The organism is Nonomuraea sp. SYSU D8015, assembly GCF_008065375.1.
In the GTDB taxonomy this organism is placed as follows: domain Bacteria; phylum Actinomycetota; class Actinomycetes; order Streptosporangiales; family Streptosporangiaceae; genus Nonomuraea.
In genome coordinates this window covers 1,221,160-1,245,430 of record NZ_VJYI01000002.1, presented here as the reverse complement: position 1 = coordinate 1,245,430, position 24,271 = coordinate 1,221,160, and the positions used below count along the sequence as shown (strand labels likewise).

General features: G+C 68.7%; 21 protein-coding genes. 6 read left to right on the top strand and 15 right to left on the bottom strand.

Features of this window, described 5'->3' with window-relative positions:
- Window positions 1-122: 122 nt before the first annotated feature.
- The 4 genes from ID574_RS15360 to ID574_RS15345 all read right to left on the bottom strand — a co-directional run bounded on the left by ID574_RS15360 (window position 123) and on the right by ID574_RS15345 (window position 5,246).
- On the bottom strand, window positions 123-2,225 hold the full coding sequence (locus ID574_RS15360) for an alpha/beta fold hydrolase (RefSeq protein ID WP_188189450.1): 2,103 nt from the start codon (window positions 2,223-2,225) through the stop codon (window positions 123-125).
- Window positions 2,226-2,423: 198 nt separating this feature from the next.
- The gene (locus tag ID574_RS15355) at window positions 2,424-3,098 is read right to left on the bottom strand and encodes a response regulator (RefSeq protein WP_188189449.1); all 675 of its coding nucleotides are present in this window, start codon (window positions 3,096-3,098) and stop codon (window positions 2,424-2,426) included.
- On the bottom strand, window positions 3,095-4,447 hold the full coding sequence (locus ID574_RS15350; protein ID WP_188189448.1) for a sensor histidine kinase: 1,353 nt from the start codon (window positions 4,445-4,447) through the stop codon (window positions 3,095-3,097). Before ID574_RS15350 ends, ID574_RS15355 begins: the two co-directional genes overlap by 4 nt.
- A 199-nt stretch (window positions 4,448-4,646) precedes the next feature.
- Window positions 4,647-5,246 carry a class I SAM-dependent methyltransferase gene (locus ID574_RS15345; protein ID WP_188189447.1) on the bottom strand — a complete coding sequence of 200 codons (600 nt, stop codon included), beginning with the start codon at window positions 5,244-5,246 and terminating at the stop codon, window positions 4,647-4,649.
- A gap of 322 nt (window positions 5,247-5,568) precedes the next feature.
- On the opposite strand from ID574_RS15345, the gene ID574_RS15340 reads away from it, so the two are divergent.
- Window positions 5,569-6,459 (top strand): LamG domain-containing protein, encoded by an 891-nt coding sequence (locus ID574_RS15340; protein ID WP_188189446.1) that lies wholly within the window; start codon window positions 5,569-5,571, stop codon window positions 6,457-6,459.
- 396 nt (window positions 6,460-6,855) lie between these two features.
- Here ID574_RS15340 and ID574_RS15335 read toward each other — a convergent pair whose 3' ends face one another.
- Window positions 6,856-7,455, bottom strand: coding sequence for a TetR/AcrR family transcriptional regulator (locus ID574_RS15335; protein WP_188189445.1), 600 nt, complete (start codon window positions 7,453-7,455; stop codon window positions 6,856-6,858).
- Window positions 7,456-7,552: 97 nt separating this feature from the next.
- Between ID574_RS15335 and ID574_RS15330 the strand changes: the two genes are divergently transcribed.
- Window positions 7,553-7,798, top strand: coding sequence for a hypothetical protein (locus ID574_RS15330; RefSeq protein ID WP_188189444.1), 246 nt, complete (start codon window positions 7,553-7,555; stop codon window positions 7,796-7,798).
- Window positions 7,791-8,813 carry an alpha/beta hydrolase gene (locus ID574_RS15325; protein WP_223166699.1) on the top strand — a complete coding sequence of 341 codons (1,023 nt, stop codon included), beginning with the start codon at window positions 7,791-7,793 and terminating at the stop codon, window positions 8,811-8,813. Before ID574_RS15330 ends, ID574_RS15325 begins: the two co-directional genes overlap by 8 nt.
- 102 nt (window positions 8,814-8,915) lie before the next feature.
- Here the strand turns inward: ID574_RS15325 and ID574_RS15320 are convergent, their stop codons facing one another.
- The 3 genes from ID574_RS15320 to ID574_RS15310 all read right to left on the bottom strand — a co-directional run bounded on the left by ID574_RS15320 (window position 8,916) and on the right by ID574_RS15310 (window position 11,266).
- Window positions 8,916-9,215 carry an antibiotic biosynthesis monooxygenase family protein gene (locus tag ID574_RS15320; RefSeq protein WP_188189443.1) on the bottom strand — a complete coding sequence of 100 codons (300 nt, stop codon included), beginning with the start codon at window positions 9,213-9,215 and terminating at the stop codon, window positions 8,916-8,918.
- A gap of 535 nt (window positions 9,216-9,750) precedes the next feature.
- Window positions 9,751-10,581, bottom strand: a complete 831-nt coding sequence (locus ID574_RS15315; RefSeq protein WP_188189442.1) for an alpha/beta fold hydrolase — start codon at window positions 10,579-10,581, stop codon at window positions 9,751-9,753.
- Window positions 10,582-11,023: 442 nt separating this feature from the next.
- Entirely contained in the window at window positions 11,024-11,266 is a 243-nt protein-coding gene (locus ID574_RS15310; protein ID WP_188189441.1) for a hypothetical protein, read from the bottom strand.
- Window positions 11,267-11,713: 447 nt separating this feature from the next.
- On the opposite strand from ID574_RS15310, the gene ID574_RS15305 reads away from it, so the two are divergent.
- Window positions 11,714-13,666 carry an AbfB domain-containing protein gene (locus tag ID574_RS15305; RefSeq protein WP_188189440.1) on the top strand — a complete coding sequence of 651 codons (1,953 nt, stop codon included), beginning with the start codon at window positions 11,714-11,716 and terminating at the stop codon, window positions 13,664-13,666.
- Between the two features lie 266 nt (window positions 13,667-13,932).
- Here ID574_RS15305 and ID574_RS15300 read toward each other — a convergent pair whose 3' ends face one another.
- The 4 genes from ID574_RS15300 to ID574_RS15285 all read right to left on the bottom strand — a co-directional run bounded on the left by ID574_RS15300 (window position 13,933) and on the right by ID574_RS15285 (window position 19,617).
- Window positions 13,933-16,107, bottom strand: a complete 2,175-nt coding sequence (locus tag ID574_RS15300; RefSeq protein ID WP_188189439.1) for a hypothetical protein — start codon at window positions 16,105-16,107, stop codon at window positions 13,933-13,935.
- Window positions 16,108-16,413: 306 nt separating this feature from the next.
- A complete protein-coding gene (locus ID574_RS15295; RefSeq protein ID WP_223166698.1) occupies window positions 16,414-16,890 on the bottom strand; it encodes a M55 family metallopeptidase in 477 nt (158 codons plus the stop codon).
- Window positions 16,891-16,906: 16 nt separating this feature from the next.
- Window positions 16,907-18,064, bottom strand: coding sequence for a cytochrome P450 (locus ID574_RS15290; RefSeq protein ID WP_188189437.1), 1,158 nt, complete (start codon window positions 18,062-18,064; stop codon window positions 16,907-16,909).
- 89 nt (window positions 18,065-18,153) lie between these two features.
- Window positions 18,154-19,617 carry an MFS transporter gene (locus tag ID574_RS15285; protein WP_188189436.1) on the bottom strand — a complete coding sequence of 488 codons (1,464 nt, stop codon included), beginning with the start codon at window positions 19,615-19,617 and terminating at the stop codon, window positions 18,154-18,156.
- A gap of 115 nt (window positions 19,618-19,732) precedes the next feature.
- Here ID574_RS15285 and ID574_RS15280 point away from each other — a divergent pair, with 115 nt between their 5' ends.
- Window positions 19,733-20,290, top strand: a complete 558-nt coding sequence (locus ID574_RS15280) for a MarR family winged helix-turn-helix transcriptional regulator (RefSeq protein ID WP_223166697.1) — start codon at window positions 19,733-19,735, stop codon at window positions 20,288-20,290.
- 585 nt (window positions 20,291-20,875) lie between these two features.
- Here the strand turns inward: ID574_RS15280 and ID574_RS15275 are convergent.
- From ID574_RS15275 to ID574_RS62760, 3 genes are all read right to left on the bottom strand, one after another.
- Window positions 20,876-21,580, bottom strand: a complete 705-nt coding sequence (locus ID574_RS15275) for a DUF4386 domain-containing protein (protein ID WP_188189435.1) — start codon at window positions 21,578-21,580, stop codon at window positions 20,876-20,878.
- Between the two features lie 358 nt (window positions 21,581-21,938).
- Entirely contained in the window at window positions 21,939-22,310 is a 372-nt protein-coding gene (locus tag ID574_RS15270) for a VOC family protein (RefSeq protein WP_188189434.1), read from the bottom strand.
- A gap of 783 nt (window positions 22,311-23,093) precedes the next feature.
- Window positions 23,094-23,234 carry a maltokinase N-terminal cap-like domain-containing protein gene (locus ID574_RS62760; RefSeq protein WP_442939295.1) on the bottom strand — a complete coding sequence of 47 codons (141 nt, stop codon included), beginning with the start codon at window positions 23,232-23,234 and terminating at the stop codon, window positions 23,094-23,096.
- A 201-nt stretch (window positions 23,235-23,435) separates the two neighbouring features.
- Between ID574_RS62760 and ID574_RS15260 the strand changes: the two genes are divergently transcribed.
- Entirely contained in the window at window positions 23,436-24,269 is an 834-nt protein-coding gene (locus ID574_RS15260) for an acyl-CoA thioester hydrolase/BAAT C-terminal domain-containing protein (protein WP_188189433.1), read from the top strand.
- Window positions 24,270-24,271 lie beyond the last annotated feature (2 nt).

The following is a 24,271-nucleotide window of genomic DNA, read 5'->3' as shown; positions in this document are numbered from 1 at the left end:
GCGACCGGAATCCCACCAGACCGGCACATTCGGCATTAATCGAATGGTCAAGAGTGCGCCATCGGGCCCACGTTGCTCCGTAGCGGGCTGCCGTGTCGGTGGAGTGTCGCGGGTAGCTCCGGTCAGCCGCGCTCGGCATCCCGGGAAGGAGCGCTGGAAAAGGCACGGGCGATGGGGAGGGCGCTGCGTGCGCTGGTAGGAACCTGATCGCTCCGCTCCCGGGCGATCGCCGGGATCTCGGGGGCGTTCCGGTCCCAGACGAGATCGAGGATGAGGAGGCCGAGGTTGGCGGCGATCGCCGCGCCCGTGAGCGTGGTCATCGTCGCGGCGAGGCCTTCGGTGGCGGAGAAGCCGAACCAGGCGCCGAGCAGTGACCCGGCCAGCGCAACCGCCAGGCCCAGGCGCCGGGTCGATGGTGCCCGGTCGCGGTGGACCCAGGCCAGGTAGGTTCCGAGGCCGATCGCGGCGCCCATGGGCGGCGCGATCAGGAGCAGGTCGCCGATGAATCCCGCCGGCCAAAGGATCATCATGGCCAGCACGGCCAGGAACCAGCCGCCGAGGCCGAGGAACACCGGGGTCAGGATGCGCATCCAGATGCCGGACTTGGGGCCGAAGCCGCCCCGGCGGCGTACCCGGAGCAGCATCCAGCCGAGCAGAGCGACGGCGATCGACGCGAAGCCGACCAGGATGCCGACGAGGACCTTGGCAATGTTGGACATGGAGGCCGCACCGGGGTCGAAGTCGACCTTGTGCGGGACGTACCGAGAGGTGTCCACCTGGCCACGGTCGTAGAAGGCGGTCAGCAGTCGCGTGCTCGCCTCGGGCTGGTAGGCCCAGAAATCCGTGCTGTGGCCCAGCTCGGCCAGCTTGACCTGGTGCCCGTTCCGCAAGGTGGGCAACAGCTCGTTGGTGGCGAGCTCGGCGGGTGTCGTGAAATCGACGGTGCCGCTGATCAGGAGGGTCTCGACGTCCGTCGGCCGGGCCTGCTGGAAGTCGCGATTGTCGGGGCTGACCGGCCATGCCTTGGGGAGGGTTCCACCGGCCCACAGCAGCTCCCCCGCGGCGTTGCCGAGGATGGAGCCGGGGTCGCCGCCCGCCGCGTAGTAGCGGTCGACCGGTCCCGCGTCGATCATGCCGGCCAGGGCGAACTCTCCCCAGACGAAGGACGCGGGAAACGACAGGTCGGCCACCACCGACATGGCCCAGAACCCGCTCGGATCGCCCTCCGCAGCGGTCAGCCAGGCGTCGAGCACCGTCGGCCCGTTGAGGGGCGCGGCGGCCTTGCTCGAATGGACGAGCCCGAAGAAGGTCGCGGCCCGTACGTTGCCGTTCTTGATCGGCAGGATCCCCCACCGGTCCGGCAGTTTCGCCGCGGTGGCCTTCATGGTGGCCGCGAGGTCGCCGGTGCGTGCGGCGCAGCCGGCGTCCGCCCGGCAGAGGTCGGCATAGTGTGCGAGCTGGTTATCGGTGATTTTCGGGTCCCACATGAAGCGGCCGGGGGGATTCACGGCGATCATCACCGATCGGTGGATCGACTTGGGGTAGCGCCAGGAGTAGATCATCGCCGTACGTGTTCCCGCGCTGGTGCTGATCAGGTTGATCCGCTGGTAGCCCAGGGCCGTACGGGCCGCTTCTAGATCGTCCACGCGTTGGGGAAGCGAGTAACCGTTGAGGTCGACGCCCGCTGCGGACAGCCGGCGCGAGCAGTCGGCGGCGGCCTGGGACATGCGGCGCGACGTCTCCGATCCGGCGAGGTCGGGCGAGTGCTGCAGCGCGGACGTGATCTCGGGACAGTCGAGACGTTCTGACCCGTCGATGCCGCGGTATCCGACGAGGACGACGTCGTGGCGCTCGGTCAGCCGGCTCGCCTCCTTGAAGGACATGTTGGACTGGCCGGGGCCGCCCGTGAGCCGGAAGACCGGGTCGGCTGGGTTCTTCCCGGTTGCCCGGATTCTGGTCACAGGCAGCGCTATGAGACGGGAGCCGCGCTCGCGGTGGTTCTCCGGAACCACCAGCGTGCCGCAGTCGGCCGGGAGGGGGCCGGCTTCGGTGTCGTACGAGCAAGGGTTCAGCGTCAGCGCGCCGGCCTTGGCGCCGGCAGGCACCTCCAGCGGCTCCTTGCCCTGCGTACTCACGTAGCCGAGGGCGAGCGCCAAGAGAGCGATGACAGCCAGGGCCGTGATTCTGGCGCCGGTGAAGCCCCGCGCGTGCGACTTGAGGGCCATGTCCGCCTTCCTAAGTCAGCGATGTCTCCCGGCAGTCCTTCGGGCAGGATCAGCCGGCCGGGCGACGGCCCCGGCAAGAGTGCGATCGATGCGTGGACGACGCTATTCACCGGCGGCGGCGCGAACGTCCCCCCACGGAGGTCGGTTGCCATACCCCGAGGGGGGTACGGCCGGCTGCGCCAGGAGAGCAGTCTGTGTTCAGCGGTGGCCCTCGCCCATGAGGCCGCTCTGGTACGCGATGACGACCGCCTGAGCGCGGTCACGGGCTCCGATCTTGGCCAGGATGCGCTTCACGTGGGTCTTGGCGGTCGATTCGGCGATGGCGAGCAGGCCGCCGATCTCGTCGTTGGAGTAGCCCTCGGCGATCAGGCGCAGCACCTGTCGTTCGCGCTCGGTGAGAGGGGCCAGCCGCGACTGGTGAGCCGCCGGCTGGGCGGGCGCGTGCGGCGTTCCTGCCACGAACCGGCCGATGAGGTCGCGGGTGACCGCGGGGTCGAGCAGCGCGTCGCCGGAGGCCAGGGTGTGCACGGCGTCGATCAGCCGCTCGGGTGAGGCGCGTTTCAGCAGGAAGCCGCTGGCGCCTGCCCGCAGTGCGCCCCATACGTACTCGTCGTGCTGGAACGTGGTGAGCACGAGCACGCGGGTCGGCAGCCCGGCGGCGACGATGCGCCGGGTCGCCTCGATGCCGTCCACGCCGGGCATCCGTACGTCCATGACGGCCACGTCCGGCGTGAGTGACCGGCACAGGGCCACGGCTTCGAGGCCGTCGGCGGCCTCGCCGATCACTTCGATTCCGTCGGCGGTGCTGAGCACGACCGCCACCCCGGCCCGCAGCAGCGCGTCGTCGTCGGCGAGCAGCACACGCACGGTCATGTCGCCGGCCCGTCCGGCAGGACGGAGGCGCCGTCGGCGGGTGATGGGTCATGAGCCTCGGGTGGGGAAGCGCTGTTTTGGGGCGAGGGGTCTTGGCCCTTGGACGGGGAGGCGGTGTTTCCGGGTGAGGGGTCACGGCCTGCGGGTGGGGAGGCGGTGCTCACGGGTTTACGGGCCTCGGGTGGGGAGGTGACGTTCCCGGGCAGCGGGAGTACGGCGCGTACGCGGAAGCCGTTTGAGCCGGAAGGCCCGTGCTCCAGGGTGCCGCCGAACAGGGCGACCCGCTCGCCGATGCCGAGCAGGCCGCGCCCCGGCTGATAGCCGGGAGGCGACCCGTGCCCGTCGTCGCGCACGTCGATGTCGAGTGAGCCGCCGTCGCGGCGGACGGTGACGGTGGCGGACGTCGCGTCGCCGTGCTTGAGCGCGTTCGTGAGGGTCTCCTGGACGATCCGGTACGCCGAGAGATCCAGGCTACGGGGCAGCTCCGGCAGTGCGGGGTCGAGCCGGACCCGGACTCCGATTCCGGCCTTCGTCATGCGCTCGGCCAGGGCAGGCAGGTCAGCGAGCCCGGGCGCGCCCGCCTCGCCGTCGCCTGCCTCGCCGTCGCCCTCCTGGCTGTCGCGGCGCAGCACGCCGAGGACCCGGTCCAGCTCGGTGAGTGCGGCGCGGCCGGTCTGCTCGATGCCTGCCAGGAGTTCCCGTGCCTTGGCGGGGTCGCGGTCGAGCACCCGCCGTCCTGCCCCGGCCTGCACCAGCATGAGGTTGACCGTGTGCCCGACCAGGTCATGCAGTTCGCGGGCGATGCGGGCCCGCTCCTCGGCGACGGCCTGGCGCCGCATCAGCCGCCGGGCGGCGAGTTGCTCCTCGCGCCGCCTGGCCGCGCCGTACCCGACCAGCCAGGCCAGCACCCACACGAACACCACACCGCCGATGGACGCGGGCCGGGGCGTGGGCTGGACGGCGGCGAAGTAGCCGGCGATACAGATGATCATGACGATCAGTCCCGAGTGGGCCCGCCGTCGCGTCGCGTGCAGGCCGACGGAGTACACACCGATCTGGTTCGCGTACGGTGCGAGCACGCTGGGGGGCGTGACCAGGACGCCGAAGAGGAGTGCCGTCGAGCCGAGGACGAATGCCGCGAGGGGCGTGCGGCGCCGCAGAGCCAGGCCGACCGCGATGCCCAGGCCACTGGTGAGGGCGACCGGGAGGCTCGCGACCGGCAGGGGAGCGACCACCAGCCGTTCGACCAGGAGCAGGACCAGGAACAGCGCACCCAACGCGCTGTCGGCGATCAGTGCCGTGGCACTGCGCGGAGCGGCCGTACGTAACCGGTTCCAGGCGTCGACCATGACGCTGGACGCTACCGCACCGCGATCACCGTCACCCGGCGCGATGCCGGCCGAAACGACGCGCCCGGCACCGAGGACGCCGACCGCCTGGCCCTCGCCGTCGTCCTGGGCACTCAGTGTCCAGCACTGTGATGGGAAATGATCACACGTGCAAGGTGAGCGGCACGCCCGGAGCCTGGGTCAGGAGATTTCTCCCTGCTCAATCCTGCGGCTTGCGCCAGATGATGCTGTAGCGCAACAGAAGGTGGCGGCGGTACTGGGAGCCGGGCAGGATCTCGGCGGCCAACGCGCGCATCTGCGCGTATGTCACCGGCGGCGGCCACACCGTGGGGGACGAATGCTTCCAGATGCCCTTCACGGCGCGGTGGACGGTACCGACGACGACGCCGGCAAGGTCGCGTGGCAGATCGGGTATGGTGCTCCATGCGAGTCCGACGACGGCCAGAACGCCGCCGGGGCGCAGCAGATCCCGCATGCGGGCCAACCCGGTCGCGGCGTCCATGTGGTGCAAAGTGGCCACGGATGCGATGAGGTCGAACGAGGCGGGCTCGAAGGGATGAGTGAGGAAATCGCCGACGATGTAGTTGATGTCGTCCGGGTACTCGCGGGCTTGGTCGATGCTGGGTGCGTGGAGGTCGATGCCGGTGACATGCGGCACGGCCTGCCGGAGCTCGCGGGCGAGCATGCCCTCGCCGCAGCCGACGTCGAGGGCGTGCTTGGCGCCACCGGGAACCGCGCCAAGAATGCGGGGGTGGTAGTGGATGTTGTGATTCCACCGCCTGCCATTCTTCACTCTCATGTGATCATCCTGTCGGACATGCTCCGTGCCCACAGGCACGGACGTGCATCTGCGCCCATCCACAGCAAGATCACTACGGGGTTGATGACACCTTCTGAGCGAGAAGACAGTGCGCGAGCATGTGTCGAGCGTCTTCGCCGAGCTCGGGGTCGGCGACCGTCACCGCCGTGGCCCGCGCGAGCGCCGCCGGCCTGGGACCGCGCCGGTGAGCCGGTTCTTCGGTTCTTCTTTCCCCGCGCGCCGCTCGCCCGTCGCGGGTGGATCAGGCCGTACGACATACTGTTGCGGCCTGACAATGATCATTCACCCGTAAAGGAAGCAAGTGTCCGAGAATAGGATCAATCGGCGTAAGCTCCTGACCTCGGCGGCGGCCGTGGGCGGCCTGTCCCTGGGGCTCTCCCTCGTCCCCACAGGGGCCCAAGCCGCGCCATTAGCCTCCAGGCGCACCCGGCGCAGCGAGGCCACATGGGAAAATCTTGTCGAGAAGTCCTCCTTCAACAGCCTCACGGCCTTCAAGGCGAAGTGGAATTACAACTACCCCTGGGGCGACAGCCACAACGGCGCCGCGAAGATGGACCCCGGTCAGGTCTCGCTCTCCGGAGGCGTGCTGACTCTGAAGGCGACCCGGCTGTCCCAGTCGCTGGGGCCCAGCCCCAGCCCACCGCACGCCCCGCGGTGGTATCTCTCGGGCGCCGTCCACGCCAAGCCGCAGATCATCGTCAACGACCAGTTCCCCGAGTACGACATCGAGGGCGAGTTCAGCGTGCAGGCGGGGCCGGGCATCTGGCCGGCCTTCTGGACCAACGGCACGCCCTGGCCGCCGGAGAGCGACATCCTCGAATACGTCGGAGACTCCACCAACAAGTTCAACACCTGGAACAGGGACATGGAGACCCAGCGCACGCTGGTCGAGGTCAGGGACCCGCAGTTCTGGTACAGGTACCGCGTCTGGATGTACAAGGAGGGGAACGACGTCAAGCTCGAGTACTACTTCGGCAAGGTCACGGACGGGGTGAACTACGTCGGCACTCACACCGGATACGGCTGGGTCGGCGTCCCGCAGACGATCATCATCAACCTGCAGATGGGCTCCTACGCCTCCGAGCTCGAAGCACCCGGCGACCCCGGCTGGGAGGACCAGCGGCCGGGCCCTGACGGCGACACCTATTTCCGCGCCCGCAATGTGTGGTTCGGCCGCACGCGCGCCTGGTGACGGACCTTTCATTTGGGCCGTCCCCTGAGGAGGGCGGCCTTAACAGCCGATTCGCCGCCAGGCGGACCGGCGTCACCGCGACCATCTCACCGTCGTCGCTGCCCGGTTGAACGGCCGACGCAAAACGCTCGGCTGGGAAACCCCAGCCCAACGGGAGACTGTTACGCACGGATCTATGGGAGCCCGGGGGTGAGATTCCCTCGGGCTACCTGACCGCATCAGATTTTCGCTGCTAAACAGGGCAAACGTGGCCTGACTGGTTCTACGCGCGACTTCTGGCCCCCTTTCTTCCAACGACACATCGCCCCACCTTGGTGAAGCGGATTCATGTTCGCGTTGCCCAATCACTCGCCCTTGCTGCTGTTGAGCCGGTACTGGCCGGCGGGGTTGCATGGTTCAGTTGATGCGGAGACCGTTGAGCCGGTGGTGCAGTGCGGTACGGGCGGAGCCGGGGGTGTGTCGTCCCAGCAGCAGTTGGATGTTCAGCCCGTCGGTCAGGGTGATGAGTGCTTCGGCTTCCTGGTCGGGGTCGAGATCGGGGTGGGCATGGCCGTGGGTCTGCGCCGCGCTGATGAGTAGAGCGATGAGTTTCGCCAGGCCGGCGTACTCCTCGCTTTGGACGGCGGCAAGCGCGGGATCGATGGCGGCCTGTGCGGTGAAGGCCAACCAGACCCTGGTCTCGGCCCGGCTCGGCTGATCGAGCGCCAGGGTCGCGGCGAGCGTGTGCTCCAGCGTCGTCATCGCCGTAGCGGGATTGGCGGTGTCGGGGATCTCGGCCTGGACGCGGTCGGTGATCCGCTGGTTCATGTACTCCATCACGAAGGCGACCATCTGCTCCTTGGTGGAGAAGCAGCGCTGGACGGCCCCCATGGAGACGCCGGCTCGGGCCGCGGTGTCGCGCAGGGTGGCGCCCTCCATGCCGCGTTCGCTGATGAGGTCGAAGACCGCCCGCGCGATCTGACGGCGTCGGCTGTCGTGGTCCACCTGTCTCGGCACGCCTCGAGTCTAAGTGATGCGCTTGCATCGAAACGATGCTAGGTTCCGATGCAAGCGCATCGGAACGGCTGGTGCGCATCGAAAGGGGGACACCCGCATGACGCAACGACGACAGAGCCCGGCCGCGCAGAGCGCTCGCTGGATCCTGGGCATACTCCTGTTGGTCCAGGGCTTCGGGTCGGCCATCACCCAGACGCTGTGGGACACCAGTTTCGGCGTGGCCGGCCTGCTCCGCGCCGCCGGCCTGCCGCCATGGACCGATCTGCTGCTCGGCGCCGCCGGCGCTGTGCTACTGACCTGGGCGCTGGCCTGGCACAACCTGCGGAGGCGGACTCGTGCCTGAGCCTGGAAACACCACTCCGCACACCGAGGACCGTTCCGGGCGGCGACCTACGCGTCAGCTTGGGCGTCGGCATCTGCTGCAGGCGGCCGCAGTCCTGACCGGGACCGGCGGCACCAGTGCCCTCGCCGCGGCCGCCTCCAGCCCTCCGGCCGCGGCCCGCCCAACCGGCCGCGGCAGGCAGCCGACCTTTGTGATCGTGCACGGCGCCAACGGCAACGCCTACTCGTTCGCTCCGCTGGTCGCCGCCCTGGCCGAAGCGGGTCATCGCGCGACGGCGGTGGACCTGCCCGGTCACGGCTCAGCCGGCAACTTCCCGCGCTCTTACCAGGCCCCACAGGACCTGGCCGCCTTCGCCGCCGCTCCCTCTCCGGTCCTGGGCAACACCTCCTTGGACGACAACGTCCGGCACGTCGTGCGCGTCGTGCGCCGCGTCGCCCGCAACGGGCCGGTAATCCTGGTCGGCCACAGCATGGGGGGCGCCACCATTACCCGCGTGGGCAACCAGGTGCCCGAACTGATCGAACGGCTGGTGTACCTGTCGGCGTTCTGCTGCGTCCGGCTCCGCAGCGTCCTGGACTGCTTCTTGACACCGCAGGCCGCCTCGACACTGCTCCCCCTGATCCCCTCCGTCCAGACGCCCAAGCATCTCGGTGTCAGCCGCACCAACTGGCGCTCGGCCGACCCCGAATTCATCGCCGCCGCCAAGTCAGCCCTGGCGGCCGACTACAGCGACGCGGCGTTCCTGGCGGCCCTGAACACCTTCGAACCCGACGAATCGGCCGCCGTCCCCACCAACGACGCCCGCGGCATCCCAGCAACCTGGGGCCGTATCCCGCGCACCTACATCCGCTACACCCGCGACCGGGCCATCCCCCTCGCCCTCCAGGACCGGATGATCGCCGAAGCGGACGCGGCCACCCCCCGCAACCGCTTCGCCATCCGCTCAGTGCCCGCACCTCACCTGGGTCCCGAGGACCCCCACGTCCTCGCCACCGTCCTCAGCGAGACCCTCTAGTTCCGTGAAAACGGCGTCGGGTGCGCGGGTAGTCCGGATCGTGTACTTCTCGCGCCGCTGAGCACGGGAGACCGAGCACGTTGGATATCAGTTCAGCGGTGTTCATCGGGCCCCGAATCTGGTGGTGTAGTGCTTCATCTCGTCAATGTGGGAGAAAAAGGGCTTCACCGCGGCGAAGAACTCACCGAACCGAGGGCTGCGGCGAAACCCTTGCTCATGCCCCTCGATGGAGTCCCATTCGATCCGCACGGTGTAATGCTCGGGCTCCTCGACTCCGCGAGCGATCTCATAAGCCAGGCAGTGCGGATCGTCGTCGAGCACGCTCGACGCCACCTTGTACGCCTGCTCGAACTCGTCAGCTCGGCCCACCGGAATGGTGTAGCGGACGTATTCGATGACCACGATGGACTCCTTTATCGTTAACTCAAGCCGACCAGAAATGCCTGGACACTCAGCGCCACTTCGCCGGTGACGCCACGAACCAAGAGACGGGCCGGTTGGGCGGATACGATGCTCACGTTGTCGCCGGATCCGACGGGACATGACCTTGTGTGGCGAGTTTCTGATCGGTCTTCGGTCTTCGCCGAACCGTCTCCGGCACCCATGGCTTCGGGTGCCGGCTCACGCGCAGCCAGGTGATCAAACGTCGATCTGCCGGGGCGGGCAATACCGCAGCAAGCGTCGCCGGGGACCGCGTATGCGCATGTGAGCTACCCCCCAACCGGATCCCGTCGATCATCTGGCGGCCATCGTGCCCCGCCTGCCTGAGGCGCGGCTTGTAGAAACGCGACGAACCCCCGCCACATCCCTGGCCGACGTCACCGGCTGACGCCTCCCACGGCTCGATCGTTTCATGAGGGTACTGCTGCTCGCGGCGGCCGCAGCGATCCGGATGGTGCGCCTGTCAGGCGGCATGTCGCCTCGATGACAGCCGAGGTCAACCGGTGTCGTCACGAACGTGGCTGAGCCAGGTGCGGATCTCGTTCATCAGCGCGACGGGTGCGTCGTGGTGAATCAGGTGACCGGCGCCTTCCACCAGCGAGAGTTCAGCCGTGGGAATCAGGCCCTGCAGTCGTTGGGCGATATCGGCGGGAATCCAGGCATCCTGCGCGCCCCACACAATGCGTGTGGGGATGTCGATCCGTCCCAGGTGCCGCTCATTCTCTTCCAGGAAGCGCTCGTCGTAGTCGGCGATCTGCCGGTAGAAGGCGGACTGGCCGTTCTGCCCCGTCCACGGTTGCACGAGCGAGTCGAGATCGTCGTCACGCAGACCGCGATGGCTGGCGCCCTGGATGTACGTACGCACGATGGCGGTATGGATATAGGCCGGCAATTGGTCCAGCACGCCGGGATGAGCCTGCACGAATTTGAAGAACGGTGAACCGCTGGGCGGGATGGCGACAACGTCGACGAGCATGAGCGAGGCGTAACCGACGCCCATGGTCAGGTGCGTACGCAGAGACACGGCCCCGCCGAAGTCATGGGCGATCACGTGCGGCCGGTTCAGGCCCCAGTGCGCGAGCAGCGCCGTGAAGACCTCGGCCTGCACGCCGAAATCGACCGGGTGCTCGGCCCGTTTGGAGGAACGGCCGTAGCCGGGCATGTCCCACAGGTGGACGGTGAAGTCACGGCTCAGAGCATCGGCGAAAGGCCGCCACAACAGCGACGAGAAAGGCGTGCCGTGGCAGAACACCACGGCCGGGCCGACGCCGGCTCGCCCCCAGGCGATCTCCCGGCCTTGCCATTCGAACCGCTCGCTCAGTTCCATGCCGCACCATGTTAATAATCGACCGCTTTTGAGCGCCCGGGACGTCACCGGCGTGGTCTCCGCGCGACGTCGGCGGCGGGACCCTCCCGGATCAGGGGCGCGGCAGAGGTACGGAACCCCTCTGGGGGTGATCGACTCGAAGCATGCGGGCGACGGCGAGCCTGGAGACCGCAGATACCTCGCCCCGGTATAAAGGGAGACCCGATGCCAGCGGACACCGCACCCACCCCCAGGCGCTGGACCGACGTGCTCAAGGACCGCCGGCCGACCGCGATCGCCATCGGACTGCCGTTCCTCACGTTGAGCAGCGGCAGCGATCCGGGCAGCGAGGTGTGGAACCTCGCGCAGATTCTGCTCGCCCTGCCGCTGCTGTACCCCACCGTCGCCAAGCTGCGACGACCCGCACCGTCGTGGCCGCTGCTCGTCGTGGGCATGGCCATCATCATCGGGGCTCCGGCTGCTGGACCTCGTCGCGCCGTCCACTGTCCTGCTCGCCCTGGCACTGGTCGTGCTGGTCTGGGGCGTAATCGACGGGCACCTGCGCCAGTCCGGCGACTTCAAGTTCCTGGCGATCGGCATGATCGGGTTCGGCGCGCCGGCGCTGGCCGGGGCCGCAGTCGACCCTGAGGCGGGCCGTTACGTGGTTGGGGGCCGGATGGCTGCTGCACGGCATCTGGGATTTCATCCACCTGCGATCCGGTAAGGTCGTGGCCCGCTCCTACGGCGAGTGGTGCGGTGTGCCGGCCGGCCTGGACCAGGTCCTCCGTCCGCTTCCCGCCCGCGCCGAAGCGGCCGAGGCGATACCGGTCTGAGTTGCGGGAGCCGGAGGTCGCTCCCCCGGCCCTTGGGCCCCGCAACCCGCCGCCGAGTAAACCCGCACCAGCAAAGGATCATGGCGAGCACGGCAGAGATCGGCTATGTTCGGCGTGGAACTGTCGGTACGGCGCCGTGTCCTGCACGGCGATGCCGGGCAGCTTGGCGTCCGCCGTCGGCACCGTCATGACGAACCTGCTGTCCTGACGGCGGCGGATGAAATGGCGAACACCCCGGCACGTTTCTGTTATCCGCGCCCGTCCCCTCCGTCTCCTATCACGAGCGCCTCCACATGGGAGGCAACGGCAGTAAGGCAGCAATGAGCGACAAGGGTTGTGCAAACTCCTCAGCCCGCCATCTGGCTCTCACCGCGCTGGCTACGGCGGTCGCCGTCTGCAGCGCGCCGGGGCCGGCGGCATCCGCCGCCGTGCGCACCGCCATCCCGGCGGCGCTGCACGGCGGCACCGGCCTGCCTGATCCGGGCGCGGATCCGGGAGCCGACCCCGTCTTCTCCTCCGACGGGGAGCTGAGCAGGAAGGAGACCTATACCTACCGGCCGTCCAAGCCCGGCGACCACGCCTTGCCGTCCGGCACGTTCACGCTGTCCTACGACGTGTCCCAAGCCTCGCGGCGCCCCCTGAAGGCGCAACTCGTCAAGGCGCGTGCGGAGCTCGCCCGCAGCACCGGCATCGCGCTCTACCTCACCGGCGGGACCGCGCTCAACGACGCCGACCTGATGGCTGTGCAGACGGCCGGCAACGCCGAGAGCGCGGGCGGGCTCGGGTTGACCAATCTGAACCGGCTGCACATCTACAACCTGCGATCCCTCCAGGGCGGCACCGAATGCACACCCGACTCCGGCCTGGCCTGCGCCGGGCAGATCGCACGCGGCGGGCGCTCGCCCTACCTCTGGCACAACGGCTGGTGGGGATCGTGGGTCAGGCACCTGGTGCTGGACGATCTGCAGGACATCAAACCCGGCTCGTTCAGCAACCACAACTTCGCCTCGGTCAGCTTCAAGGCGGCCCGCACCGTCGGGGCGATGGCGTTCGGACACGGGCCGTACGCCAAGCTGAGCGTGCTCTATCTGCCCAGCGTCACGGAGATCGGCGCGAACGCGTTCCGCCGGAACCAGTACCTGACGAAGGTCAATCTCCCGCGGGTGCGCACCATCGACGACTTCGCGTTCGACGACGCTTCCCGCCTGCGCTACTTCAACGCCCCCGAACTGGAGTCGATCGGCAGGAACGGACTGAACGACAGCCACGTGCTGGAAGCCGTCAACCTGCCCAAGCTCCGCTACATCGGCATCAACTGCTTCGATCTCAACGGTGACGCCGCCGCCGGGACAGGCGTCAAGGTGCTGCGGCTGCCGAGCCTGCAGACGCTGGACAAGAACGCCATCGTCCACTTCGCCTCGCTCAAGGAGCTCTACGCGCCCGCGCTGACCACTGCCTGGCACGACTCGATCTCCGGCAACGCGAGCCTCGAATCGGTCTACGCACCGAGCCTGAGCAGGCTAGGCCCGCGCGTCTTCGCGCGTACTCCCCGCCTGCGAGCGCTCCACCTCGGCCAGAAGCCACCCGCCCAGGACGCCGCCGCGTTCACGGGAGCCGACCCCGCAAAGCTGACCATCTACTACACCGGCGACACGTCCGCCTGGGCGAGCTTCGTGCCGGCGGGCAATCCCACGATCAAGCTGGTCAAGCAAAATCCGGACACGGCACCTTCCGCCACCCCGTCGGCCGTCCCCGTGCCGTCCCAGACCTCCGCGCCAAATCCGCCGGCCACGGCATCCCCATCGCCCACGTCCGCACCGGCGGCGCCTGCCGGACTGCCCACAGGCGTCACGCGGTCTTTCCGATCGCTCGGGACACCTCCACTGTTCATCCAGGCGTCCGGCGGCTTCGCCCGGCTAGCCGCCATCCGCGAGGACGACCCGGCCGCAGCCCGGCAGCGCGCCGGCTTGCGCATCGTGCCGGGCCTCGCCGACCCCAAGGGGTACTCATTCATCGGCCCCGACGGCCGTTACCTGCGCCACAAGAACTTCCGGCTGCGTTTCGACCTCAGGGACGGCAGTTCCTTGTTCAAGAAGGACGCCACCTTCTACGCCCGTCCGGGCTCGACCGCCGCATCGGTGACGCTGGAGTCGTTCAACTACCCGAACAGGGTCGTCCTCCACCGCAACCGTCAGCTATGGCTTCTTCCCCGGCAGGCGACCGCCACCTTCAGCGCCGCAAGCTCCTTCCAGCCGGTCCTGCCTCTCAGCTGAGCCTTTGACGGCTCGACGGGCAGCGGATGACCTGGGTGCGCTGCCCGTCAGCTGATCGGGAGGACGCCGCGCCTACTCCTCGACACGGCCAATGGATCGGCGGCACGGCCGTGCGGTCGCGACCACCCCGGCCACGACCGCACGTGAAGGGCCGATCAGACTATTTCCCGATCCCGCCATCGAGATCGTGCATTCGGAGCGCAGTATGACATGTCGGCCACTGGATCTCATTTCGTCCGCAAGGGGACATGACTCCAGGGCATCCCTCATGGGAGGTTGAGCGGGGTGGTGACGACCAGGTGCCATTCGGACCATCGGGAGCCCTCGATCCAGGCGATCACCGGACGGCCGTGGCCGTCCAGGGTCATGGCCAGGCTGGGGCCGAATCCGCGCGGGCTCTTCGCCACAGGTGTGTGCGTGCAGCGGGTTCCCGTGCAGGTGGCGATGACGAGCTGGTCGCGGTCGAGGTCCTGGTAGGCGACCAGGGCGCGGCCCTGCTGGTCCAGGGCGAGGGCGGGCACGACGTGGTCGTGACCGGGGGCGGACAGGATGGCCGTGTCGGCCTGCGAGCAGCGCAGGTTGCGGCAGTCGAGCAGTCTGATCGAGCCGTCGGCCACGTCGCGGTAGGCGATCAGCGGGCGGCCGTCGTCCCTGACCGCCATGGTCGCGCCGGGGCGCTCTCCGAAGTCGTCGTCGCGCCACGTCACGCCGCCGTGGACGGGCCGTTCCACGTGGAACCGGGAGCAGTCCGCGATCTCAAAGGTGATCACGTAGATGGTGCCGGTGCGCTCGTCGTAACGGAGGACGACGGGGCGGTTGAGCCGAGCGGCGGCGACGGCCAGGCCGTGGTCCTGGGAGACGTCAGTGCTGGTGGGGATCTCGGCCAGGACTGTCGTCCGCGGGTCCGGGCAGGCCGCGTCGTCACAGGTGGTGACGGAGATGACGGCGCGGTCCTCCTCTCCGTCACGCTCCGGCAACTCGCGCAGCTGAGCGATCAGCAGGCCGCCGTAGCGGCCCGGCGCCAGTGCCACGTTCCTCTCGTCCGACGCCGGCAGCCACGCGCCGATGGGGCGGCCGCCGGGGGCAGGGACGCAACCCGCCGCGTCGCACATCGTCAGCCCGAGCCGGGCCCGCGCGTCGTCGTGGTCCTTGCCCTCCATGGACCAGGTGCTCAGGACGAACCGGCCGTCCGGCAGCAGGACGCCGGACGAGACGGGATCATCCGGCAGCACGATGTCGCGGTCCTCGTCGGCCCGCGGGGGCTCGGCCCAGATGAAGCGGGTATGTGTGCAGGCGGTGTCGGCGCAGATCAGCAGTCTCGCCGGGGCGCGGTCGTCCACGAGCATGACCATGCGCGAGCCCGGCCCGGCGTGCACGGACTGCAGGTCGTCCGCGTGGAGACCAGGTCGCGGGCGCCCGTCGTCCTGCAGAGGGGGTTCATCTCGTGACCAGGAGGCCGTGACGGCCGTCTGGGTCACCTCCAGCCAGCCGAACGGGTTGAGCAGCATCGTGCCGCCGTACAGCAGGCCGGGCAGCAGCAGCCCGACGAGCACCGTCACCGGCCTGGCGGGGCCGGGCCCGCTCGGCGGCAGGGCCGCGACGACCTGCTCGGTCTCGGCGCGCGTGCTGTGGTGCGCCAGGTGGTGCAGGAACAGGCGGGCGATCACCGTCGCCTGGAACGCCGGGGCGACCAGCCCGAGCACGGAGGTCGCCACGCCCGCCGCGAGGGGCCTGCCGGCGGCCGCCCACTGCGCCGCATGCTGGGCCGCGGCGGGGAAGAGGACCACGCCGAAGGCCAGCGTCCACACGCTCGGCCAGAAATCACGGCTCAGCAGTCCGTACGCGCGCACGATCGCGCGCCACGCCGACCGGCCCTCCAGGACCACGGCCGGCACGGCCATCAGGCACGGCATCGCGAGCAGCGCCAAGGGCGTCATCACGAGGAAGGCCCCCAGCAGCTGATCGGTCAGCGTCAACATGCCGAAGCCGGCCGCCGTGATCAGCGCGAACACCGTCGCGCCGAGCAGCGTGAGCCCCAGCATCGCGGGCACTCTCCGGACGGCGGTCCGCATCGCGGCCGACGTGGCGACGGGCCTGCCGGTCAGCAGACCGGCGGCGAGCACGACCGTGGCGGGCATGACCACCACCTGGCCGGCCAGCGAGGCGAGCATCGTCGCCGCCGTCCACATCAGCAGCGGCCGGGCGGGCACGCCGAGCAGTTCGAACGAGCCGTTGACCAGGGCCGCCGACTCCTCCACCACCAGCACCAGTCCCAGCATTGCCGGCAGGGCGATCGGCAGGAACACCAGCACGGCGGGCGCCGCCAGCCGGATGAGGTGCCGCGCGGCGGTGGCGTAGGCCAGCCAGACCACCCCGGTCCGCCGTGCGGCGGCCATGGCGTCGTCCTGACGGGGTTCGGCCTGCAGAACAGCCTCGGACATGGAGGCCTCCAGCGAGCAGTGAGGGATCGGCCTGTGGCCATGAGCGTAGGGTCGTCCGGGGGCGCTGATCAGGGCGGCCGTCCCGGTCGGCATCGGATCGAACCCGCCGCGGGGCGCCGTCCGTACTTCTACGGCGCGCTCGCCGGCAACGTCAGACGTAGAGGCGGAGCTGGCCAAGCTCGACACCAGCGGCTGGCGGCCGTTACGGCCCGCGCAACTGCGCGAGCAGGGGATGACGCCCTGACAGGCGCGTAAGCGGTTGATCTTGAGGGTGGCCTGCGCCGGGCGCGGGCCACGCCTTCGTGCTTACGGCCCATTCTGAGTGAGCGCGACCATGAGGTGGAGCATGCCGTGGGCGGCTGTCATGGTCTCGGCATCGAGCGCGACGGCGCGTCCGCTCCGGGTGACGCCGGGCATGAGAGCGGCCGGCTCCGCCGCGCGCGGCTGATGCGGGTCGACCTCGATGCGGAGCGGCCGCGGCACTGAGGCCGGCGGGCCGGCGGGCCGGCGGGCCGGCGGGCTGGCGGGCTGGCGGCGTGCAACTGTATCGCCTGGCCGGGCCCTGGGCAGGCGCTCCTCGCATGCCGCCTCGCCGCCGCCGGCCAGCCCGACGGGCGGTCCGTAGGAGCCCGCCAGCAGGGTGTTGATGCCGATCTCGCCGTGCGAGGCGCCGTTGATGCGGACGTTCAGGATGGCGTCGGCCAGGGTGTGGAGGAGCACCGCGCCGCCGGCGCCGGCGGGCTCGACCGAGTGTCGGCAAACGACTGTTCGCCGACACCGCACCGGACGCCGCAGGCCGTCAGCCCCGCAGTTTCACCGGCAGAGCGGTCAGGCGGCTGCCCTGTATGCCGCCGAGGTCGATCTGCTGGAGTTCGGCGAGGGGCACCGCGAGGCGTGCCTTGGGGAAGTCGGCCCGCAGGACCTCCACGACCGCCTTCAGCTCGAGTTGAGCGAGTTGAGCGCCGGTGCAGTAGTGCGGGCCGGCGCCGAAGGTGAGGTCCGGCCCGATCGATCGGCCGGGGTCGGTGTTGATGCCCTGGATGTCGATGAGAACCGGCGAGCGGGCGGGGAGCCGCACCCCGGCGAGCTCGACGTCGGTGGAGGTGAACCGCCAGAGGCTGAAGGGCGCCGGCGAGTGCAGGCGTAGTGTCTCCCGGACGAACTCGTCGATCGTGGTCGCCTCCGCTGCGGTGTCTTCGGCGGCGAAGGCACGCGCGAGCAGGAATCCCAGTGACGGGTCGGTGGTGAGCTGTCCGGCGTAGATCAGCGTGAAGAGCAGGTAGTGCAGCTGTGTCTCGGTGATCTCCTCAGGGACCCGATCGCGCAGCTCGACGGCGAGGCCGTCCCGGCCGTCGCTCAGCGCGGCCGCGGCCAGTTCCCCGAAGGCGGCCATCGCCGCCCCCACCTCCTCGGGGTCGGTGCTGTACATGCCCCGGCAGGCCGCGATGGCCTGGTCGATCCGCTCGAGCGGAACGCCGAGCACGTCGCAGACCACGGTGAGGGGGAACCGGGTGGTGAAGTCGGCCATCAGATCCACCGTTTCACCGGTGTCAGCGAGCCGGGTGAGCAATCGACGGGCGTGCTCTGTGATGCGTTCGGTGTAGTCGCTCATCCGCCGGGCCGTGAAGAGCGGGGCGTGCGCCCGGCGCAGTCTCTCGTGTGCCGGGCCGTCGAGGGTGGTGAGCGACGGTTGTGCGGCGGCGGTCGGTTCGAGACCTGCTGTCCGTGGGTCCCAGCTCACCGGCGCGTAGGCCGGGTCCTTCACGATACGTGGGTGGACGAAGACCTCCCGGGCGAGCACATCGTCGGTGATGATCCACACCGGTCCGCCGGCCGGTGCGTCGGCCCGAACGATGGGACCTGCGGCGCGCAGAACGGCGCGAGCGGGATGGGGTTCGCCGACTTTGCGAATGGTGCTGGCGAACGGGTCGACGGTGACATGGGGCGCGTCGGTCATCAGAATCTCCTGGGAAGCTGTTCGGATCGGGGTGGCGAGGATGTGCGGACGTACGAGAAGCGGTGCCGCGGCCTGCGGTGTGCCGGCCGTCACTCGTGAGCGGCGTTGGCGCGCCTGGGCAGCAGGAACATGAGCGCGGCCGCGGCGAGGTAGCAGGCGACCTGCCAGGGCAGGATCGCGGTGAAGGCCTCGCCGTAGGCGACGAGGCCGGTGGCCCCATCGGCGGAGAAGCTTTCCAGCCGGGTGAAGAACACCACCCCGAGCACGGCGACACCGAGCGCGTTGCCGACTTGGCCGACGGTGGTGAGGACACCGCCGGCGGCACCGGCGTCCTTGGCGGGCACGCCGACCAGAACGACATTGATCAGGGACGGGGCGGTGAGCCCCAGCCCCAGGCCGCCCACGAACAGCGGCGCGGCGAGTGCCCAGTACGTGGGTTCGGCGCCGTCACGGACGATGAGGAATAGGACGACCTGGGACGCGGCCAGGACCAGCGCACCTGATACAAGGAGGGCGCGGTGGGCGAACTGGACACCGACGCCGGAGGTGATGATCGAGCCGATGGCATAGGGCAGGATCACCAGACCGGTTTCGAGCGCGGTGCGTCCGGTGCCCAGTTGGAGGTAGAGCGACAGCAGGAGGAAGAAGGAGCCGAGAGCTCCGAAGAACAGCAGGGAAGCCGACAGGCCGGCGGCGAAGGCTCGCACCCTGAGGAGGGCGGGATCGAGGATCGGCTGCCCGCCGCGTGCGACGAGCCGCCGTTCCCTGATGAGGAACAGGGCCGCCGCTGGAACCGAGAGCGCCAGGATGAGGAAGCTCCACCAGGGCCAGCCCCAGTCGCGTCCTTGCATGAGGGGCAGGAGCAGGAGCACCACGGCGGCGGAGGCGAGGACCGCGCCCGGCAGGTCCAGCCGGGCGTTGTCCTGCACGCGGGACTCGGGCATGAAGCGGGCTCCCACGATCAGCCCGATGAGCGCGATCGGAACGTTCACCCAGAAGATCGCCCGCCAGCCCAGACCGAACAGCTCGGCTTCGACCAGGACTCCACCGAGCAGCGGTCCGGCCACTGAGGCCACGCCGAGCACGGCACCGTAGGCGCCGAGCGCCTTCGCGCGTGCGCCGGGCTCGAACGAGGCGCGGATGATGCCGAACACCTGCGGGATCATCAGTCCGGCGGCCAGACCTTGCGCGATTCGCATGCCGATCAGCACGCCGGAGCTCGGTGCCAGCCCGCAGCCGGCGGAGGACAGCATGAACGCGGCCAGCCCGAGGAGGAACACGCGGCGGCGTCCGAACTGGTCGCCGATGCGGCCACCGGTGATGAGGCCTGCTCCGGCGGCGAGCGTGTACCCGGCCATCATCCACTGCAGTGAGGACTCGTCGGCGTCCAGGTCCTCGGCGATCGCGGGTGCCGCCACGCTGACGATCGTGGCGTCGAGGAGCTCCATGAAGTCCGCGATGAGGATCACGGCCAGAACGACGAACGCCGTGCGCCCGGACAGGAGGGCGGGAGCCGCCGCGCCACCGCTCTGGGGGCGGGTGGATGTGGTCATGCTGCGCTGTGCTCCTTGGTCGGAGGCGATGGGATAATATGACTGCGCCACGCAGTGTCTGCGTCGCGCAGCTAACTTAGCATGATTGATGCGCGACGCAGCAACATTGGATGGAGTGGATCTCACGATGACGAAGCCGAATGCGGGCAGGGAAGCGCTGCTCGCCGAGCTCATCGGCGACGCGGTGCCCGGCTGGGCGATTCTGGTCGTGCAGCTCAACAACGTTGTCGCCAACCGGTTGGGAGTCACCGACACCGATGTGCAGTGCCTGCACGTGCTGGGCCGTCACGGCCCCACGACGCCGGGCGCTCTGGCCAAGCACGTGAATCTCACCACCGGATCGGCCTCACGGATGATCGACCGACTGGTCGCCGCGGGCTGCGTCCGGCGGGTGGCCGACCCCGACGACCGCAGGCGGGTCCTCATCGAGCCCACCCAAGAGGGCCTCGACCGGGTCACCGGCGCTTATGCGGGATTGATCGCACGTACCCGAGACGATCTCGGCGCCTTCGACGACGAAGAGCTCAGCGCCATCCTGCGCTTCCTGGGAACGGCCCAGCGCAGCACCGCCGCCGAAATCAACCGACTTCGATCCACTCCTGACGACCAGGAAGGCCCTGCGGGAGCTCGCGCGCAGGATAGCGGCACAGACCGTCGTGGAATCGTGTGGTAACTCGCGGAATCCTACAGGGTTGTTCACGGTTTTATGCCGGACCGCAGAGCCGCCAGGTCTTGCGGGAAGGGACGGCCTGGTCTATTTCCAGCAGGGCCGAGGGTACATGTACACGATCTTGAGTACTGAACTCTCGGATTATAGATGGCCAGGGTTGCAGTTCGGGTTGCAATACGCGGCCGTTCAGAGCCGTTCAGGATGGACCGCGCGTAGGCGTTGACCTGCAGTTCGACGCCGATTGGGTTGCTCTCCTCCTCGCCGACAATGTGGCCGCACACCGGGAAGAGCCCCGTCCAGGCGCAGTCGGGCGCGCCGCCGCGGAGGACGCCTTGGGCGTAGCGTTCCATGCTGACTTGGGAGAGCGCGAAACGCGTCTTGAAGGGAAGGTCGGCGTCGACGGCGGCCCACAATCCCAAGACGATCAGGGTAACGGTAGCCAGCCGAGTAGGCGGTGCCGTACTGCTGGGGCGTCTCGTATCAACGCCGCGGAGAGGCGGATGGCCCAGTACAGCACCAGCGGCACGAGAGCAAAAATCACCGCCACACCCGACTCAGGACGTCGCAGCAAGGTAGGACGAGTGGACCTCAGCCACGCCGGCCGTCGTGCTGGTGGCCCGTAGTCGATGTCTTTGTATCGAAGCCTCTTGTAATCAACCATATGGCCAAGACCAAGCTTTGCAGGGCCAGTGGCGCATTTATGGCCAGGTAGAGTGGCGTGACGACATCAGTCAGGCGAAACAGCACCAAGAAGCTCGCCGACATAGCCGATCCGGCTCCAAGAAGTCCCCATATGGATAACCAGCGAGGGATAAATCTCGATCGATATAGAATACAGAACAACAGGAGGTCTCCGAGGCACAGTGAGATGATTAACGCGACGTGGTTGACCAAGTCGCGCGCCGTGCGCAGCAGCTCGCCCAAGGCCTCGAGATGAGGTGCACCTGAATCGCCGGCTTGGGAAAATTCCTGACCCAGGACAAGAAACAAGGGCAAGAGGATCACGCCCACGAGATGGAACGTCGCTGCGATCAGTCTGAATCCAAGGAAACCCAGACTGAGCGCTTCGTTCTCCGTCCTCAATGTCGGGTACAGGTAGAGGGCAAACCCGACATAGGCGGGGATCATCATGAACTGAGAAGCTGCGCCGACGATGACCTGGCTCTCATGTGCTGAAATGAGATCGGGATAGTGCGGCTCCTCGAGAGCGGGAACAATACTCAGCATGCCGGCGATCATGCCTACGATGGCCAGTGCGCCTGCGATCGCAGTTGCTCGCCTGTTTGCATTCATAACACTCTTCCCGTATACGTCTGCGCGGTTGGCCACGCCCCCTCTTACACCTGTAAGGGGCACTGCCGACGCTACCCTTACACCCGTAAGGCCGCAAGGGTTCTGCTGCAGAAGGAGGTCCGGGCGCACGGAGCGTCGACGCCCCTGCCACGCTGCGACACCACACGACGCGGTGATCGGCACTCTGCGAGCGGCGGGTTTCTCGATCACCGATGCCGTGCATGCGGATTCGGTGATCGACAGCTACGTATACGGGGTTTGCGCTGCCAGGAGCACCCTGTCCTTGACCGTTGATCTGTCCGCGGGCGGACGGCATCGGACGAATATGGCGCGACCGTGGTGACAGGCGTGGACCCGCCTACTCGCCCTCCTCAACGCAGAACTCATTGCCCTCGATATCGGCCATCATGACCCATCCGCCAGGGATGACTCCCCGGCGGTCGTCCACGATGCGAGCACCCAACGATTCGAGCCGGGCAACTTCCTGCTCTTGAGATCCGTCATGTGGCAGGAGATCGAGATGGACTCGATTCTTGGTGCGCTTGGGCTCCGGCACTTCGACGAAGACAAGGTGAGGGGAGGCGTCACCATCGACGCCTACCCACCAGAAGGGATTGCCAGGCATCTCCACCTTCGAGCAAGGCCAGCCGGTGACCTCGCTCCAGAAACGCGCCATGGACTCGGCGTCCGAGCAGTCGAACGTCACGTTCAAGATCGAGGACCTGCTCATGCGCGTCTCCCATCCCGGGCCCGACCCACAGCGCAGACTTCCACGGGCGGCGAAACGCAGCAAGCAGTTTTCGACCGACGACCCCTCCCCCGGATGACGTTCCTCTGCCGGGGAGACGGCTTGGCCTCCTGCTGACGCCAGGCAGCGCGATGGCCGGCCTGCGGCGACCTCTCGTAGGACGCCACAAGCAGGGCAGCGATTTCACGGCACGCGTGGCGTTGCGGTGACCCCGGCCCCGGGCCGGCCCTCCCTTGCCCGCCCGGCTGCGCATCCGGAAGCGGCACGCAGCCAACCCCGGGGGGATCGTGTCGGGACCCCGAAGTGTGGACACAGGGTGGTCATGCGGCGAGCGGCACCTTTCGAGAGGAACGCTGCTCGTACTCGGTGGGCTTCATTCCCGGGCGCCGCCTTGGAGGGACTCGACGAGGTCCTCCATCAGCTGGGCCACGGACTCGCGCCTCGCTGACTCCTAGGTTCGAGGGGCAGTGTGCAAGACGACGAACAGGCCCCGCGCGCGGGTGCCATCCGGCAACTGCCAGGAGCCGGCGACGTGGCCGATCGTCTCCGGTGGAAGGACAGGCGTGTTGTCAGGAGCAGGACATAGGACGCGGTGCAGGCGGAGGGCCGCCCCCTGCGGCGCGGGCAGGTCAGTGCCCTCTTGGTCGTCGGTGGCAGTGGTGGTGAAGTCCGTGAGGGCGAGGCCGTCACCGGTGTAGGAGCGGGTGACGTCCCGGTCGGGGGTGTCGCTGGTGTTCTGGTCCTGGGCCTGGGCCCGGCCCTCGATCAGGCCAGCAACTGGGCGACCAGCACCGGGTCGTGGCAGCCGTCGTACGCCCAGCGCCGCCCCAGCACCCCGTGTTCCATGGTGCCGACGAGGGCGTGCTCCGCCCCGTCGAGCGGGGCGCCACGGTAGGTGAGCGGCACCGTGGACGGGGATCGTCGGATGACGGGAGCGGACCGCGGTGAGGAGCACGGTCGTCCACAGCTGATCACCGCGTGTGGTGTGGGCTGCCCGGCGAGGCCGATGACGAACTGAAGGTGGTTGACCGCCGGATGCCCTCAGATCGGTGATAGGCGCCCCCGGTAGAGTGCGGTGCCGCCACAGGCCGAGAGGTGAGGGTGACCATGGATGAGCAGGAGCTGACCGAGCCGTGGGAAGGGGTCTTGATGACTCCGGACTCCCTCAGTCACACGGGCGTCCTTGTTCTGGCGGGGTCGAGCGGACGTATCGACCGGGAGAGGGCTCGTGTCCTCGCCCGGGAGGGGATGACCGCGATGTCGATTCGATGGTTCGGCGGTCCCGGGCAATCACCGGGCATCTGCGAGATTCCTCTGGAGACTTTCGTGTCCGCCATCGATCTGCTCGAATCCACTGGAGTACGCCGCGTTTGCCTGCTGGGGGCGTCCAAAGGGGCGGAGGCCGCGCTGCTCACCTCCGTCCATGACCCGCGGGTCGACGGCGTCGTGGCGATGTCGCCCACCTCGGTGGTGTGGGGCAACGTCGGCCCCGGGCGAGATGGGAAGCATCGCCCTTACCGGTCGTCCTGGACTTGGAAGGGGCAGCCGCTGTCCTTCGTCCCCTACGACGACGACTGGAAGCCCGCCGAACCGGCGGACGGCCCGGTGGCCATCCGGGGTTGGTACGAGCGCAGCGAACGGACGTTCGCCGACCTGCTTCCCGCTGCCGAGATCCCCGTAGAGGAAACCAGGGCTGACGTGCTGCTGGTGGCGGGAGGGGACGATGCGATGTGGCCGTCCCTCCCGTTCGCTGAGCGACTTGTCGCCCGTCGCCGCACGGCTCGTCTGATCAGTCGGGCCGAAGCCGGCCATCGTCCGCGTCTTCCAGGGGAAGGCCCGGCTCCCGAGTCGCCGCGCTTCCTTTACGGGGGTGACGTCGTCGCCGACGCCGAGCTCGGAGCCGCCGCCTGGCCGCACATCCTCAAACTGCTGCGCGGCTGACG

Bases quoted from the DNA above. Each gene is read 5' to 3' on its own strand.
- ID574_RS15305 (WP_188189440.1), top strand. From the start codon at position 11,714: ATGAGCGACAAGGGTTGTGCAAACTCCTCAGCCCGCCATCTGGCTCTC.
- ID574_RS15300 (WP_188189439.1), bottom strand. From the start codon at position 16,107: ATGTCCGAGGCTGTTCTGCAGGCCGAACCCCGTCAGGACGACGCCATG.
- ID574_RS15310 (WP_188189441.1), bottom strand. From the start codon at position 11,266: ATGAAATCCCAGATGCCGTGCAGCAGCCATCCGGCCCCCAACCACGTA.
- ID574_RS15260 (WP_188189433.1), top strand. From the start codon at position 23,436: ATGGATGAGCAGGAGCTGACCGAGCCGTGGGAAGGGGTCTTGATGACT.
- ID574_RS15345 (WP_188189447.1), bottom strand. From the start codon at position 5,246: ATGAGAGTGAAGAATGGCAGGCGGTGGAATCACAACATCCACTACCAC.
- ID574_RS15355 (WP_188189449.1), bottom strand. From the start codon at position 3,098: ATGACCGTGCGTGTGCTGCTCGCCGACGACGACGCGCTGCTGCGGGCC.
- ID574_RS15270 (WP_188189434.1), bottom strand. From the start codon at position 22,310: ATGAGCAGGTCCTCGATCTTGAACGTGACGTTCGACTGCTCGGACGCC.
- ID574_RS15290 (WP_188189437.1), bottom strand. From the start codon at position 18,064: ATGACCGACGCGCCCCATGTCACCGTCGACCCGTTCGCCAGCACCATT.
- ID574_RS15285 (WP_188189436.1), bottom strand. From the start codon at position 19,617: ATGACCACATCCACCCGCCCCCAGAGCGGTGGCGCGGCGGCTCCCGCC.
- ID574_RS15360 (WP_188189450.1), bottom strand. From the start codon at position 2,225: ATGGCCCTCAAGTCGCACGCGCGGGGCTTCACCGGCGCCAGAATCACG.
- ID574_RS15330 (WP_188189444.1), top strand. From the start codon at position 7,553: ATGACGCAACGACGACAGAGCCCGGCCGCGCAGAGCGCTCGCTGGATC.
- ID574_RS15275 (WP_188189435.1), bottom strand. From the start codon at position 21,580: ATGAATGCAAACAGGCGAGCAACTGCGATCGCAGGCGCACTGGCCATC.
- ID574_RS15350 (WP_188189448.1), bottom strand. From the start codon at position 4,447: ATGGTCGACGCCTGGAACCGGTTACGTACGGCCGCTCCGCGCAGTGCC.
- ID574_RS15315 (WP_188189442.1), bottom strand. From the start codon at position 10,581: ATGGAACTGAGCGAGCGGTTCGAATGGCAAGGCCGGGAGATCGCCTGG.